Source organism: Pseudomonas sp. BIC9C, from assembly GCF_034541995.1.
Lineage (GTDB): Bacteria > Pseudomonadota > Gammaproteobacteria > Pseudomonadales > Pseudomonadaceae > Aquipseudomonas > Aquipseudomonas fluorescens_CC.
Genome location: NZ_JAWDGM010000001.1, coordinates 1335012 through 1349338 on the forward strand (window position 1 = coordinate 1335012; position 14327 = coordinate 1349338).

At 59.4% G+C, this 14327-nt stretch carries 12 protein-coding genes; 6 read left to right on the forward strand and 6 right to left on the reverse strand.

Features of this window, described 5'->3' with window-relative positions:
- Position 1 precedes the first annotated feature (1 nt).
- The 6 genes from RS887_RS06255 to RS887_RS06280 all read right to left on the reverse strand — a co-directional run bounded on the left by RS887_RS06255 (position 2) and on the right by RS887_RS06280 (position 5343).
- Positions 2–778, reverse strand: coding sequence for an ABC transporter substrate-binding protein (locus RS887_RS06255; RefSeq protein ID WP_322614767.1), 777 nt, complete (start codon positions 776–778; stop codon positions 2–4).
- Between the two features lie 308 nt (positions 779–1086).
- Positions 1087–1539 carry a molybdopterin synthase catalytic subunit MoaE gene (moaE, locus tag RS887_RS06260; RefSeq protein ID WP_150733826.1) on the reverse strand — a complete coding sequence of 151 codons (453 nt, stop codon included), beginning with the start codon at positions 1537–1539 and terminating at the stop codon, positions 1087–1089.
- Between the two features lie 3 nt (positions 1540–1542).
- Complete coding sequence (gene moaD / locus RS887_RS06265; RefSeq protein ID WP_008018597.1) at positions 1543–1785, reverse strand: molybdopterin converting factor subunit 1; 243 nt, start codon at positions 1783–1785, stop codon at positions 1543–1545.
- Positions 1782–2255: a cyclic pyranopterin monophosphate synthase MoaC gene (gene moaC, locus RS887_RS06270; RefSeq protein ID WP_322614768.1), complete on the reverse strand. Its 474-nt coding sequence runs from the start codon at positions 2253–2255 to the stop codon at positions 1782–1784. Before moaC ends, moaD begins: the two co-directional genes overlap by 4 nt.
- Before the next feature lie 233 nt (positions 2256–2488).
- Entirely contained in the window at positions 2489–3883 is a 1395-nt protein-coding gene (locus tag RS887_RS06275; protein WP_322614769.1) for a PhoH family protein, read from the reverse strand.
- 335 nt (positions 3884–4218) lie between these two features.
- Positions 4219–5343 carry a polysaccharide deacetylase family protein gene (locus tag RS887_RS06280; protein WP_322614770.1) on the reverse strand — a complete coding sequence of 375 codons (1125 nt, stop codon included), beginning with the start codon at positions 5341–5343 and terminating at the stop codon, positions 4219–4221.
- A gap of 268 nt (positions 5344–5611) precedes the next feature.
- Here RS887_RS06280 and yaaA point away from each other — a divergent pair, with 268 nt between their 5' ends.
- From yaaA to RS887_RS06310, 6 genes are all read left to right on the forward strand, one after another.
- On the forward strand, positions 5612–6391 hold the full coding sequence (yaaA, locus tag RS887_RS06285) for a peroxide stress protein YaaA (protein ID WP_322614771.1): 780 nt from the start codon (positions 5612–5614) through the stop codon (positions 6389–6391).
- An 811-nt stretch (positions 6392–7202) separates the two neighbouring features.
- A complete protein-coding gene (locus RS887_RS06290; RefSeq protein ID WP_322614772.1) occupies positions 7203–8519 on the forward strand; it encodes a nucleotide sugar dehydrogenase in 1317 nt (438 codons plus the stop codon).
- 95 nt (positions 8520–8614) lie between these two features.
- Positions 8615–10096, forward strand: coding sequence for a mannuronan synthase (gene alg8 / locus RS887_RS06295; protein ID WP_416339938.1), 1482 nt, complete (start codon positions 8615–8617; stop codon positions 10094–10096).
- A gap of 36 nt (positions 10097–10132) precedes the next feature.
- The gene (locus RS887_RS06300) at positions 10133–11302 is read left to right on the forward strand and encodes an alginate biosynthesis protein Alg44 (RefSeq protein ID WP_322614773.1); all 1170 of its coding nucleotides are present in this window, start codon (positions 10133–10135) and stop codon (positions 11300–11302) included.
- Positions 11303–11311: 9 nt separating this feature from the next.
- A complete protein-coding gene (algK, locus tag RS887_RS06305) occupies positions 11312–12823 on the forward strand; it encodes an alginate biosynthesis TPR repeat lipoprotein AlgK (protein WP_322614774.1) in 1512 nt (503 codons plus the stop codon).
- The gene (locus tag RS887_RS06310) at positions 12820–14301 is read left to right on the forward strand and encodes an alginate export family protein (protein WP_322614775.1); all 1482 of its coding nucleotides are present in this window, start codon (positions 12820–12822) and stop codon (positions 14299–14301) included. Before algK ends, RS887_RS06310 begins: the two co-directional genes overlap by 4 nt.
- Positions 14302–14327 lie beyond the last annotated feature (26 nt).

Sequence of the window (14327 nt, forward strand, 5' to 3'; positions counted from 1 at the left end):
ATCAGTCGCCGTAGATGTCGGACTTGAAGTACTTCTCGGAAATCTTCTGGTACTCACCATTGGCACGAATGCCATCAATGGCCGTGTTCAGCTCGCTGACCAGTTCGGTGTTGCCCTTGCGCACGGCAATCCCGGCTCCCTCGCCTACATATTTCGGATCTTTCAGCTCCGGCCCGACAAAGGCATAACCCTGGCCACGCGGCATCGACAGAAAATCATTGAGCGGAATGGTGTCGGCAAAAATCGCGTCGAGGCGACCGGCTGCCAGGTCCATGTAGATTTCTTCGTTGTTGCTGTAGCGCTTGACGTTGATGCCCTTGGGCTCGAACACCTCGGTGGCGTAACGGTCGGTAGTGGTGGCACGCTGCACGCCGACGGTCTTGCCCTTGAGGCTGGCGTACTGGTCATCCACCACCGCGCCGTCCTTCATGACCAGGCGCGACGAGGTGAAATAGTACTTGTGGGTGAAGTCCACCGACTTCTTGCGGTCTTCGTTGATGGTCATGGACGACAGCGCCATGTCGATTTTCTTCACCTTCAGGGAAGGAATCAGACCGTCGAACTCGCCTTCGACCCACACACACTTGACCTTCATCTGCGCGCACAGGGCATTGCCGATGTCATAGTCGAAACCGACGATTTCGCCTTTGTCGGTTTTCGAGGCGAACGGTGGGTAAGCGGCTTCGATGCCGATGCGCAGGGTTTTCTCGGCGGCAAACACAGAACTGCACGCCAACAGGCTCAGGGCCAGACCGGTGATGAGGGGGAACTTCTTCATGTTCGTTTCTCGCGGGTTGTTGTTGGTTTGGCAAGACAGAAGAAAAAGCCGAAACGGGTGGAAACCTTTTTTGTACTTATAATTCCATATTGGACTTTTATGTATTGTCCGTCAATGAGGCAAATGCAGCCCGTGCCGGCCGATGGTCGGGTGGTGAATCAAGAGGTTCATGGGTGAAGCAGATGGCCTCTTCGCGGGCAAGCCCGCTCCCACAGGGATTTTCAGTGAATACCGATTCTGTGTACGACACATAACCTGTGGGAGCGGGCTTGCCCGCGATGACTGATTTTTCAAGAACGCAGCAGAAATTACTGCTTCCAGCGATCCGCCGCCGCATGATCGCTGTCACGGCCCTCGACCCAACGCGGCCCGTCGCTGGTGTTTTCTTTCTTCCAGAACGGTGCGCGGGTTTTCAGGTAATCCATGACAAAGGCGCAGGCGTCGAATGCCGCCTGACGATGGGCGCTGGCCGCGCCGACGAAGACGATCGGTTCGCCCGGTTCCAGGGCGCCGATACGGTGCAGCACTTCCAGCTTGAGCAGCGGCCAGCGCTGTTCGGCCTCGAGGGCGATCTTGCCGAGAGCCTTTTCAGTCATCCCGGGATAGTGCTCGAGGAACATCCCGGCCACGTCGAGGCCGTCATTGAAGTCGCGCACGTAGCCGACAAAACTCACCACAGCCCCGACGCCAACATTGGCATCGTGCATGGCGTTGACTTCGGCACCCGGATCGAACGCGGTGGACTGCACGCGAATCGCCATGCCTCAGCCTCCGGTCACGGTCGGAAAGAACGCCACTTCATCGCCATCGCTCACCGGCTCGTCGAGCTGGCAGAGGTCTTCGTTGCGGGCACACATCAGGTTTTGCTCGCTCAATACCTCGGCACCGTCACGCTGGGCCAACAGTGCGCGGACGTCGTCGACGGTGGCGAAATCGCCTTGGACCTTCACCGAGTCCAGCCCCAGCGCTTCACGATAACGGGCGAAAAACTTCACGGTCACGTTCATGGCTGCTCCGCCTGGAAATCTCCGCTCTTGCCGCCGACCTTCTCCAGCAGACGCACGCTTTCGATGGTCATGCCGCGGTCCACGGCCTTGCACATGTCGTAGATGGTCAGCGCGGCGACGCTGGCGGCGGTGAGGGCTTCCATTTCGACACCGGTTTGCCCGGACAGCTTGCAGCGCGCCACGATACGCACCGAGTCATCGCCTTCGGCACTGAGCTCGACCTTGACGCCGGTCAGCATCAGCGGATGGCACAGGGGAATCAGATCGCTGGTTTTCTTCGCCGCCTGGATACCGGCAATGCGCGCCACGGCAAACACATCACCCTTGGGGTGACCGCCGCTGACGATCATCTGCAGGGTCTCGGGCAGCATGCGCACCAGCGCTTGGGCCGTCGCCTCACGGAATGTCACGGCTTTTTCAGTGACGTCGACCATGTTGGCGCGACCTTGGGAATCGAGATGAGTCAGCACGGGATTACTCCTGATCAGGAGCATCGATTGTAAACCTGCGGGTCAAATTTTCGCACGCACGATTATCGGCCCACAAACCAATGTGGGAGCGAGGCTTGCTCGCGAAAACGGTGCTCCAGTCAGCATATATGTCGACTGATCCACCGTTTTCGCGAGCAAGCCCGCTCCCACAGTTTTTTCATACGCCCATAAAAAACGGGCGGCTGTAGAGCCGCCCGGTTTCGATGAAGCGATTACAGATGCGATTCGGCGTATTCGGCCAGGATCGAACGTGGCACCCCTTGCAGGGTGATGTGCACCCCGTTCGGGAAGTCCTTGAAGCGTTCAGTGAGGTAGGTCAGCCCGGAGCTGGTCGCGGACAGGTAAGGGGTATCGATCTGCGCCAGGTTGCCCAGGCACACCACTTTGGAACCGGCGCCGGCACGGGTGATGATGGTTTTCATCTGGTGCGGCGTGAGGTTCTGGCATTCGTCGATCAGGATCAGGCTCTGCTGGAAGCTGCGGCCCCGGATGTAGTTGAGGGATTTGAACTGCAATGGCACTTTGCTGAGGATGTAGTCGACGCTGCCATGGGTGCTTTCGTCATCCATGTGCAAGGCTTCGAGGTTGTCGGTGATGGCGCCCAGCCAAGGCTCCATTTTTTCTGCTTCGGTACCGGGCAGGAAGCCGATTTCCTGGTCCAGACCCTGCACGCTACGGGTGGCGATGATACGGCGATAGCGCTTGCTGACCATGGTCTGCTCAATCGCAGCGGCCAGCGCCAGGATGGTTTTACCCGAGCCTGCGGCACCCGACAGGTTGACCAGGTGGATGTCCGGATCGAGCAAGGCGTACAACGCCAGGCTCTGATAGATATCACGCGGCTTCAGGCCCCAGGCCTCCTGGTGCAGCAGCGGTTCCTGGTGCAGGTCGAGGATCAGCAAACGGTCTTCTTCAATCTCCTTGATCCAGCCGACAAAGCCCTGCTCATCGATGATGAATTCATTGATGTGCACCGCCGGCAGGTTGTCGATCAACTGCACCTGGTGCCAGGTGCGGCCGTGGTCCTGACGGGTTTCGACCTTGCTTACGCGGTCCCAGAACGAGCCGGTCATGTTGTGGTAGCCATTGGGCAGCAAGGACACGTCGTCGACCAGTTGGTCGGTGCTGTAGTCCTCGGCCTCGATCCCGCAGGCCCGCGCCTTGAGGCGCATGTTGATGTCTTTGGTGACCAGCACCACGGGCTTCTTCGGGTCGCGCGCGTGCAGGTCGATCAGTTGGTTGATGATTTTGTTGTCATTGAGGTGCTCGGGCAGAATCAGGTTCGGCTCGGCATTCCTGATCATCAGAATTGACAGCAAACCCTTGGGTCCGCTTTTGCCACGCTGGATCGGCACACCCTGCTCGACGTCCTCGGGTGAGGCATCGCCCAGTGTCTTGTCGATCAGCCGGATGGCCTGGCGGCATTCTGCGGCAACGCTGTGAGGCCCGCTCTTGAGCTTGTCGAGCTCTTCAAGCACGGTCATCGGGATCGCGACGTGGTGTTCTTCGAAGTTGAGCAGCGCGTTTGGATCGTGAATCAATACGTTGGTATCGAGTACATAAAGGATTGGCTGGTTGGAAGAAGAGCTACGTCCGTGATCATCCATACTCGGTCACCTTTGTGGGAGCCAGTCGACGCAATACCTTGACGGTGCTGCGCCTCGAAGTGACTGCCGAATACACCTGCGGGGACTCAAGTGTTCTGCATACATGCGGGGTCTTGGAAGACGCCACCTGTGTTGCAGGTTTCGGCGGTCTGTCTTCGTAATACTCCAAAACGTGTGACAGAAAAAAGTACTTTGACGCTTTTTTGAAGTTTATTTTTCAGAGTGACCAATAACACTTGGCGGACTGCCATCACCCGTTTAAAGTCGGAAGTCCCCTGCAACGAATCCCCTTCCAAAATCGCCATAAACCCAATGTTTACGGGCTTTCGCCGCTTTCAGCGAAACGCATCCTGGCAATCTTCCCAGCCGATCCCGACAGGCGCCGTTTGCGTGACCAGCCACGGCAACGCCGTTTTCACTCCATCCTGCTTCGCATTGAAATTGATCACCCCATGCCGCCACAGCAGCATCAGGGTCAGCACCCGTTGCGCACTCTGGTTGCCCTTGAGTCTGCCGGCGCCGTCCTGGGCGTCGATGTCCCATAGGGCTACTTGCAAACCCTGAGCCTTGAAGAAGCCTTCGGCATCGGAACGGCGCTGACCATCGGGCGGCCGAAACAGTGGCACGTAGCTCTCCGGCAATTTGCTCTTGACCAGTTCGGCGCTGCGGCGCACTGAGTCCTGCCAGTCCTGCCAGTGGCTGTGGGAACGGAACTCCCAGCCTTGCACGCCGATGCATTGGGTCGAGTAGGTTGCTTGCAGGTTACTCACCGAATGCTCTGCCAAACGGGCCTGAATGTCCTTGCCGAGGACGAAGAACGTCCCGTTCATATTCGACTTGCGCAGGTACTCGGTGACCCAGGCCGTATTGTCCGGCGCGGCGTTGGCGGCGCTGTCGAAGGTCAGAAGAAACAGCCGGTCATGCATCTCGTCGCCGGTGCGCTCATAGTCGCCAAAACGATCGACTTCGCTGCTGGTTTGCGGGAACAGCGCAGCCTTGCGCAACTGTTCGTCCAGGTACTGGGTGTGAAACACACGGCTCGGCTCGGCCCACTTGATGTAGTAGCTGTCTGCGCTGACCTGGAACTTGGTGGCCTGTTCGCGCAGGGTAGGCATGTCCTCGACCAGAAAACAGAAAGAGGCATCCTGGTCGCAACTCTGTTGGGCGTAGTTGTAGTTGGTCAGCAGCCGTTGCCACATGCGCTGGCGAACCCGGTTGACCGACTCCAGATTGATCGTGCGCAGGCCCAGGCGCTGGGCCAGGGCGACTTCATCCAGCGATTCGCTGGCCAACAGAACACTGGAAAACATGAGGATCTCGGCCCTCGACGCCACGTCGAACAGCGTCGGGTTGCCGAGTTTTTCCGGCCAGGTGCTGCGATCGAGCGTCGCCACATCGCCCGGCGCCGCGATGGCGCCGAAGCTCAGTAGCCAGACCGAGATGAGAAAAGCGATACGCAATGGGATGTCTCCATAACAAAACCCGCGCGGCACTATAGCTGATCCAGATACAACTCCCGCAGCAACAACAAACCATTGTGGGAGCGGGCTTGCTCGCGAATGCGGTATGACATTCACCGAAAATGTCGACTGATACACCGCTTTCGCGAGCAAGCCCGCTCCCACAGGGTTTTGTGCAAGACCGCCGATCATCACCTATGGACGCGATAGCTGGAGTCAACGCCGGCAACCCCCTAGAATCGCCGCCACGATTAAAGGAGACGACTTCATGCTGATGGTGATTTCACCCGCCAAGACCCTCGACTATGAAACACCGCCGGCGACCCAGCGCTTCACCCAGCCGCAGTACCTCGACCATTCCCAGGAGTTGATCCTGCAATTGCGCGAGCTGTCCCCGGCGCAGATCAGCGAATTGATGCACGTTTCCGACAAGATCGGCGGGCTCAACGCCGCGCGTTTCGGCAGCTGGACGCCCGCGTTCACCCCGGAAAACGCCAAGCAGGCGCTGCTGGCCTTCAAGGGCGACGTCTACACCGGGCTCGATGCGCAAACCTTCAGCGAAGCCGATTTCGACTATGCCCAGCAGCATTTGCGCATGTTGTCCGGCCTGTACGGACTGCTGCGCCCGCTGGACCTGATGCAACCCTATCGCCTGGAAATGGGTACCAGACTGGCCAACGCCCGGGGCAAGGACTTGTATGCTTTCTGGGGCACGCGCATCAGCGAATGGCTCAACGAAGCCCTGGCCGATCAGGGCGATGACGTGCTGCTCAACCTGGCGTCCAACGAGTACTTCTCGGTGGTCAAACGCAACGCCTTGAACGCACGAATCATCAATACCGAATTCAAGGACCTGAAGAACGGCCAGTACAAGATCATCAGCTTCTACGCGAAAAAGGCCCGCGGCATGATGAGCCGCTTCGTCATCGAAGAACGCATCAACGATCCGGCGACCCTCAAGCAATTCGACGTTCAAGGCTATCGCTACAGCGCCGAACATTCCAAACCGGACAATCTGGTGTTCCTGCGCGATCACGCACCAGAGTGATGCATCCAGTCGGCGCACGACTTCCCCAACCCTCGTGCGCCGACCCTGGATTCACTTCAGACTTTCCCGCCATCTTCGCCATTTTTATGGCGCCAGAAATACACCACTCAGTTTCTTAACTTTAGTTTCACTCGACTTCAATCATTTTTTTGCGTAGTGGCACTGACTTTTTTTAACAGTAGTGGCAAAAAACTATCCACCCCAATTATCCGCCTATATATAAAGGGCGAAACGGCAAGTGCTATCAGTTTGAGAGCAGTGCCATCTTTCTCAATATTTCAAAAAATTTCAGATTTCGCGTCAGGTGGACTGGAACTATGTCCAAACTCACCGCTCATACCACCGGTAACGATTCTCGCCGAGCGTGTACGAGATAACTTACGCAGATAAGCGATTCGTGTAGCGAAGTTGTAATAATAACTTGAGCCGACTAATCACTGATTTGGACAACAGCTAGCGGACAGGAGATAACGCGATATGACTATCCCCTACAAGGCCAAGGCAGCGCCCCTACAAACGTGCTCACCCGAGCACCAGACCGCTTGATCCACGGGCTTTCGGCCTGAGATCAAGCGTGCATGACCTTTGCACCTGGATCTTTTGAAAAGAGGATCGGCTGCATAACAGGGCAAATCACAAGAACAAGGCCTAGTTGCGCACATCTTGAGTGCATTTATTTAGACACTCGTAACTTATATGCCAGCACACGGCATCGTTGCGCCTGCAAGGCGCACTTGCGAGTGCACTTTCACCGCTGAACACCATTAACTCCGGCCATTTTAATGGCTTGATCAATACAGAGGTAATTGCGATGCGCATCAGCATTTTTGGTTTGGGTTACGTCGGCGCAGTATGTGCCGGTTGCCTGTCTGCACGGGGTCATGACGTCGTTGGCGTCGATGTGGCCAAAGACAAGATCGACATGATCAATGCCGGCAAATCGCCGATTGTTGAACCCGGCCTGGGCGAACTTCTGGCCCAGGGCATCCAGACCGGTCGCCTGCGTGGCACCACCAACTTCGCCGAGGCGATTCGCGACACCGACCTGTCGATGATCTGCGTGGGCACGCCGAGCAAAAAGAACGGCGACCTGGAGTTGAACTACATCGAGGCGGTGTGCCGCGAAATCGGTTTTGTCCTGCGTGACAAAGCCACCCGCCACACCATCGTCGTGCGCAGCACCGTGCTGCCGGGTACCGTGGCCAACGTGGTCATCCCGATTCTCGAAGACTGCTCCGGCAAGAAGGCCGGTGTTGATTTCGGCGTGGCCGTGAACCCTGAGTTCCTGCGCGAAAGCACCGCCATCGCCGACTACGACCAGCCGCCAATGACCGTCATCGGCGAATTCGACAAAGCGTCCGGCGACGTTCTGCAATCGCTGTACGAAGAGCTCGACGCCCCGATCATCCGCAAGGACATCGCGGTCGCCGAGATGATCAAGTACACCTGCAACGTGTGGCACGCCACCAAGGTCACCTTCGCCAACGAAATCGGCAACATCGCCAAGGCAGTCGGCGTCGACGGTCGCGAAGTGATGGACGTGGTCTGCCAGGACAAGACCCTCAACCTGTCCCAGTACTACATGCGCCCGGGCTTCGCCTTCGGCGGCTCGTGCCTGCCGAAAGACGTGCGTGCCCTTACCTACCGCGCCGGTTCCCTGGACGTGGAAGCCCCGTTGCTCAACTCGCTGATGCGCAGCAACGAATCCCAGGTGCAGAACGCTTTCGACATCGTTTCCAGCCACGACAAACGCAAAGTCGCCCTGCTGGGCCTGAGCTTCAAGGCCGGCACCGACGACCTGCGCGAAAGCCCGCTGGTCGACCTGGCGGAAATGCTGATCGGCAAGGGCTATGACCTGAGCATCTACGACAGCAACGTCGAGTACGCCCGCGTTCACGGTGCCAACAAGGACTACATCGAGTCGAAGATCCCTCACGTTTCGTCCTTGCTCAATTCCGACTTCGACGCAGTCATCAACAACTCCGACGTGATCATCCTCGGCAACCGCGACGAGAAATTCCGCGCGCTGGTGCAGGACGTTCCGCACGGCAAGCAAGTGATCGACCTGGTCGGCTTCATGTCCAAGGCCACCAGCACCACTGGCCGCGCCGAAGGTATCTGCTGGTAAAGCAGCCGCAAGCTTCAAGCTCCAAGCCGCAAGTTCAAAGCTCCTCGCTTGGGGCTTGAAGCTTGGGGCTTGCAACTGACTTTAGGATTCCGATTATGCACAGGCTAAAACACGGCCTACTCCAGGCCGCCGGTTGGCTGTTCTACCTGAGTTTACTGATGGGCCTCGCCATGGCGTTGCCCGTGTCCACGTTCGACTCCGAGTCGAAGGACTTCATTTTCCTGATTGGCGCCGTGGGTATCTGGCGCTACTCGATGGGTGCCACCCACTTTGTGCGCGGCATGATTTTTCTGTACATCGTCTACCCGCACCTGCGGCGCAAAGTGCGCAAGCTGGGCAAAGCGGCTGACCCGTCCCACGTGTTTCTGATGGTCACCAGTTTCCGCATCGACGCCCTGACCACTGCGCAGGTCTACAGCTCGGTGATCCGCGAAGCCATCGACTGCGGACTGCCGACCACCGTGGTCTGCTCCATCGTGGAAATGTCCGATGAGCTGTTGGTGAAAAGCCTGTGGAACCGGATGAACCCGCCGTCCCGGGTCAAGCTCGACTTCGTGCGCATTCCCGGTACCGGCAAACGCGATGGCCTGGCCTTCGGTTTCCGCGCCATCTCCCGGCACCTGCCGGACGACCGTGCCGTGGTGGCCGTGATCGATGGCGACACCGTGCTCGGCGAAGGCGTGGTGCGCAAGACCGTGCCGTGGTTCCAGCTGTTCGGCAATGTCGGCGGCCTGACCACCAACGAGTTCTGCGAAGTGCGTGGCGGCTACATCATGAGCGAATGGCACAAGCTGCGTTTCGCCCAGCGTCACATCAACATGTGCTCGATGGCCCTGTCCAAGCGCGTGCTGACCATGACCGGGCGGATGTCGGTGTTCCGCGCCACCGTGGTCACCAACCCGGAATTCATCGCCGATGTGGAAAGCGACTCGCTGCAACACTGGCGCCTGGGTCGCTTCAAGTTTCTCACCGGTGACGACAAGTCGAGCTGGTTCAGCCTGATGCGCCTGGGCTACGACACGTTCTACGTGCCCGACGCGGCGATCAACACCGTTGAACACCCGCCGGAAAAGAGCTTCATCAAGGCCAGCCGCAAACTGATGTTCCGCTGGTACGGCAACAACCTGCGGCAGAACTCTCGCGCCCTGGGCCTGGGGATCAAACGCCTCGGCGTGTTCACTTCGGTGGTGCTGTTCGACCAGCGCGTGTCGATGTGGACCTCGCTGTTGGGCCTGACCGTGGCACTGATCGCCAGCTTCAAGTACGGCACCGCGTTCATCCTCGTGTACCTGCTGTGGATCGGCATTACCCGCCTGATCCTGACCGTGCTGCTGTCCTGCTCCGGACACCGGATCGGCCCGGCCTACCCGGCGATTCTCTATTACAACCAGATCGTCGGCGCGCTGGTGAAGATCTACGTGTTCTTCCGCCTCGACCAACAGTCCTGGACTCGCCAGCCCACTTCCCTGACCCGTGATCTCGCCAGCTTTCAACGTTGGTTCAACACCTGGTCGTCTCGGACCATGACCTTCTCTGCCGGCAGCATCTTTGTCGCCGTGCTGCTGTTGATGGTCTGACCGCCCCCTTATTGAATTAACCAGGAAATCGTCCTTATGAATACCGCCGTCAACGCCAACGTAGTGCATGAATCCGAAGCCCAGCGCCAACACGCCCGCGTGAAAATCCCGGCCAAGTTGCGTTTCTTCGGCCCTGACCGGACACCGGTCGAAGCGCGAGTGATCGACCTCTCCGCCGGTGGCCTGGCCTTCAATGCCGGTCAACTGCCGCTCAAGACCGGTGACGTGTACAAGGCCCGCCTGCAATTCGTTATCGACAACCTCGGCCTGGCCATGGACGTCGAGTTGCAGGTCCGCTCCTTCGATCGCGAGACCGGACGCGCCGGCTGCCAGTTCCAGAACCTCGAGCCGCAGGACATTTCGACCCTGCGTCACCTGATCACTTCGCACCTGGCCGGCGACATTGTCAGCATCGGTGAAGTGCTGGCGACCCTGCAGCGCGACAACTTCACCAAGGCGCGCAAGGTCAAGGACGGCGGCCATGGCATGACCGCGTTCGGACGCATGAAAGCCGTGACCTTCAGCCTGGGGGTCTTCGTGGTTGGCCTGGCCGCGTTCGGCTTTGTTTTCAAATCGGTGTACGGCATGTACTTCGTCAGCCATGCCCAGGCCGGCCTGGTCAGCGTGCCCGGCGTGAACATCACCATGCCTCGCGACGGTACCGTGCAGAGCCTGGTGAAAGCCGACGGCGTGGCCGCCAAAGGCGCACCGCTGGCGACCTTCAGCACCAGCATGCTCGACGTGCTCAAGGGCCATCTGGACGAAGACCAACTGCAACCGGCCAAGGTTGAAGAGCTGTTCGGCAAACAAATGACCGGCACGCTGACCTCGCCTTGCGACTGCACCGTGGCCCAGCAAATGGTTGCCAACGGCCAGTACGCCAGCAAGGGCGACGTGATCTTCCAACTGGTGCCGCGCAACAGCGAAGCCAACGTAGAAGCGCGTTTCTCCTATCGCCAGTTCAGCGACGTGCGCCCGGGTACTTCGGTGCGCTTCCAGATCGCCGGCGAAGACCACACCCGCACCGGCAAGATCGTCAGCAGCACCAGCCTGAAAAGCGCCGACCTGTCCTCCGACATCCGCGTGCTGATCCAGCCGGACGAAACCCTGGACAGCTCCCTGGCCGGTCGGCCGGTGGAAGTGAACAGCGACCGTGGCCCGAACCTGAACTGGCTGATCGACAAAGCCATGGCTGTTGGTCTTTAAGCCGAGGACATGCCTGTGACTACTCCACCTATCCTGAACACACCGCAGCCCCTGTGGGAGCGGGCTTGCTCGCGAATGCGTTCTGACATTCAACATCAGTGCCGACTGACACACCGCTTTCGCGAGCAAGCCCGCTCCCACATGGGTTCTCTGTGTGCCGTTGCATTGGCGGTGAGCCTTGCCGGTTGCGCCGGCCTCCCCGACCAGCGCCTGGCCAATGAAGCGCTCAAACGCGGTGATACCGTCACCGCGGCGCAAAATTACCGGCAACTGGCCGACCTGGGCTACAGCGAAGCCCAGGTCGGTCTGGCCGACATCCAGGTCGACAGCCGTGACCCGGCGCAGGTGAAACAGGCCGAGGCGACTTACCGCGCCGCGGCCAGCGTTTCGCCGCGCGCCCAGGCACGCCTCGGTCGTCTGCTGGTGGCCAAGCCCGGCTCCACCGAAGCCGAGCAGCACGAAGCCGAAACCCTGTTGAAAAAAGCCGCCGCCGCGGGCGAAGGCAACACGCTGATCCCGCTGGCAATGCTGTACCTGCAATACCCGCACAGCTTTCCCAACGTGAATGCACAGCAGCAAATCAGCCAATGGCGTGCCGAAAACAAACCGCAAGCCGGTCTGGCGCAAGTGCTGCTCTATCGCACCCAGGGCACCTATGACCAGCATCTGGATGATGTGGAAAAAATCTGCAAGGCCGCGCTCAACACCAATGACATCTGCTACGTCGAGCTGGCCACGGTCTATCAGAAACAAGGCAAGCCTGAGCAACAGGCCGAGCTGATCAAACAGATGCAAGCGGCTCACGCTCGCGGCACCGTTTCGGCGCAGCGCGTCGACAGCGTCGCCCGCGTGCTCGCCGATTCGACCCTGGGCAAGACCGACGAGAAAACCGCCCAGTCGCTGCTCGAGCCGATCGCGCCGGGCTACCCGGCCTCGTGGGTCTCCCTCGCGCAACTGCTCTACGACTTCCCCGAACTGGGTGACGTCGACCAGATGATGAAGTACCTGGACAACGGCCGCGCCGCCGACCAGCCCCGCGCCGAACTGTTGCTGGGCAAGCTCTACTACGAAGGCAAACTGGTGCCGGCTGATGCCAAGGTCGCCGAAGCGCACTTCCAGAAAGCCGTCGGCCGCGAAGTCGCCGCCGATTACTACCTCGGCCAGATCTATCGCCGTGGCTACCTGGGCAAGGTCTATCCGCAGAAAGCGCTCGACCATCTGTTGACCGCTGCGCGCAACGGCCAGAACAGCGCCGACTTCGCCATCGCCCAACTGTTTTCCCAAGGCAAGGGCACCAAGCCTGATCCGCTCAACGCCTATGTCTTCAGCCAACTGGCCCTGACCCAGAACACTCCGCAAGCCACCGAGCTTGCGCAAACAATCCAAACGCAACTGCCGCCTGACCGGCTGGCCGAGGCCCAACGCCTGTTGAAACAAGAACAGGCCGTGCGCGGTGCCCTGAGCCGGAACACGCCGGAACTGAACGCCCTGCAAGACGAAGGCGGCGAGGAATCCCTATGAAGTTGAATCCATTCATGAAGGCCGGTATCGGCCTGACATTCGCGCTGATCTGGTCTTGCCCGACGCTGGCTGCGATGACTGAAACCAAGAACTTTGGCCTCGAAGTGAAAATCACCGGTCAGTCCGAAGACGACAGTGATCTGGGTACCGCTCCTGGTGGCGACGTCAATGGCGTCGGCCTCGACCTGCGCCCGTGGGTCTATGGCGAAAGCGGCGCGTGGAGTGCCTACGCCATGGGTCAGGCGGTGACGTCCACCGACATCATCGAGACCGACACCCTGCAACAATCCGATGGTGCCCAGACCACCAACAACGGTGATCGCAAGGCCAAGAAAAACTACCTGGCCATGCGTGAGTTCTGGGTCGGCTACAGCGGCTTCACGCCCTACCCCGGCGAGATCCTCAAGTTCGGTCGCCAGCGCCTGCGCAACGACGACGGTCAATGGCGCGACACCAACATCGAAGCCCTGAACTGGACCTTCGACACCACCTTGCTGCGGGCCAACGTCGGTATCGCCGAACGCTTCAGTGAGTACCGTACCGACCTGACCGAACTGTCGCCCAAGGACAAGGATCGCCTGCACGCCTACGCCGATGCCGCCTATCAGTGGACGCCCGGCAACTGGGTCGGCATTCGCGGTCATCACACCCATGACAACGGCAAGCTCGACTACCCGCAGCCAGGTGTACCGGCCGATTCGCTGGACAAGAAACAGAACGGCGACATCAGTTGGATCGGCCTGACCGCTGACAGTGACGCCTATAACTGGCGCAACACCAACACGGTCAACTACTGGGGCAGCATCACCGGAATGAGCGGTGACATCGACAAGGTCAACCCGCTGAACGCCGATGGTACGTCGCCGGCCGAAGCCAAGCGCGGTGAAAACCTCAACGGCTGGGCCACCGAAATCGGCGTGCGCCTGCGCCTCGATCCGCAATGGCAAGTCGGTGCCGCCTATGCCCGCGCCAGCGCCGAGTACGAACAGAACGGCCTGGAAAGCAACCTCTCGAACTACACCGGCACCCGCTCGCGGGTTCACCGTTTCGGCGAAGCCTTCCGTGGCGAAATGCAAAACATGCAGACCGCGACTTTGTTCGGCTCGTGGATGCTCAACGACGAATACGACGCCAGCCTGATCTACCACAAATTCTGGCGCGTCGACGGCAACAAGCCGATCGGCAGCAATGGCATCAACGCGGTCGAAAACAACACCGACGACGCCACCGGCGCAATTCTTTCCACCACGTCCCTGCCGCTGAACGATGGCGAAAAAGACCTCGGTCAGGAGATGGACCTGGTGGTCACCAAGTACTTCAAGCAGGGTCTGTTGCCGGCTGCGCTGAGCCAGTCCATCGATGAGCCTTCGGCTCTGGTGCGCTTCCGTGGCGGTGTGTTCAAGCCGGGCGATGCCTATGGCAAAGAAGTCGATTCGTACATGCACCGCGCGTTCATCGACGTGATCTGGCGCTTCTGATGCAAACCGCGAAGGGAGTGCCCGAC

Excerpts from the sequence above, each read along its gene's own strand:
- RS887_RS06255 (WP_322614767.1), bottom strand. The coding sequence starts at position 778 with ATGAAGAAGTTCCCCCTCATCACCGGTCTGGCCCTGAGCCTGTTGGCG.
- moaE (WP_150733826.1), bottom strand. The coding sequence starts at position 1,539 with ATGGCGATTCGCGTGCAGTCCACCGCGTTCGATCCGGGTGCCGAAGTC.
- moaD (WP_008018597.1), bottom strand. The coding sequence starts at position 1,785 with ATGAACGTGACCGTGAAGTTTTTCGCCCGTTATCGTGAAGCGCTGGGG.
- RS887_RS06275 (WP_322614769.1), bottom strand. The coding sequence starts at position 3,883 with ATGGATGATCACGGACGTAGCTCTTCTTCCAACCAGCCAATCCTTTAT.
- yaaA (WP_322614771.1), top strand. The coding sequence starts at position 5,612 with ATGCTGATGGTGATTTCACCCGCCAAGACCCTCGACTATGAAACACCG.
- RS887_RS06290 (WP_322614772.1), top strand. The coding sequence starts at position 7,203 with ATGCGCATCAGCATTTTTGGTTTGGGTTACGTCGGCGCAGTATGTGCC.
- alg8 (WP_416339938.1), top strand. The coding sequence starts at position 8,615 with ATGCACAGGCTAAAACACGGCCTACTCCAGGCCGCCGGTTGGCTGTTC.
- RS887_RS06300 (WP_322614773.1), top strand. The coding sequence starts at position 10,133 with ATGAATACCGCCGTCAACGCCAACGTAGTGCATGAATCCGAAGCCCAG.
- algK (WP_322614774.1), top strand. The coding sequence starts at position 11,312 with ATGCCTGTGACTACTCCACCTATCCTGAACACACCGCAGCCCCTGTGG.
- RS887_RS06310 (WP_322614775.1), top strand. The coding sequence starts at position 12,820 with ATGAAGTTGAATCCATTCATGAAGGCCGGTATCGGCCTGACATTCGCG.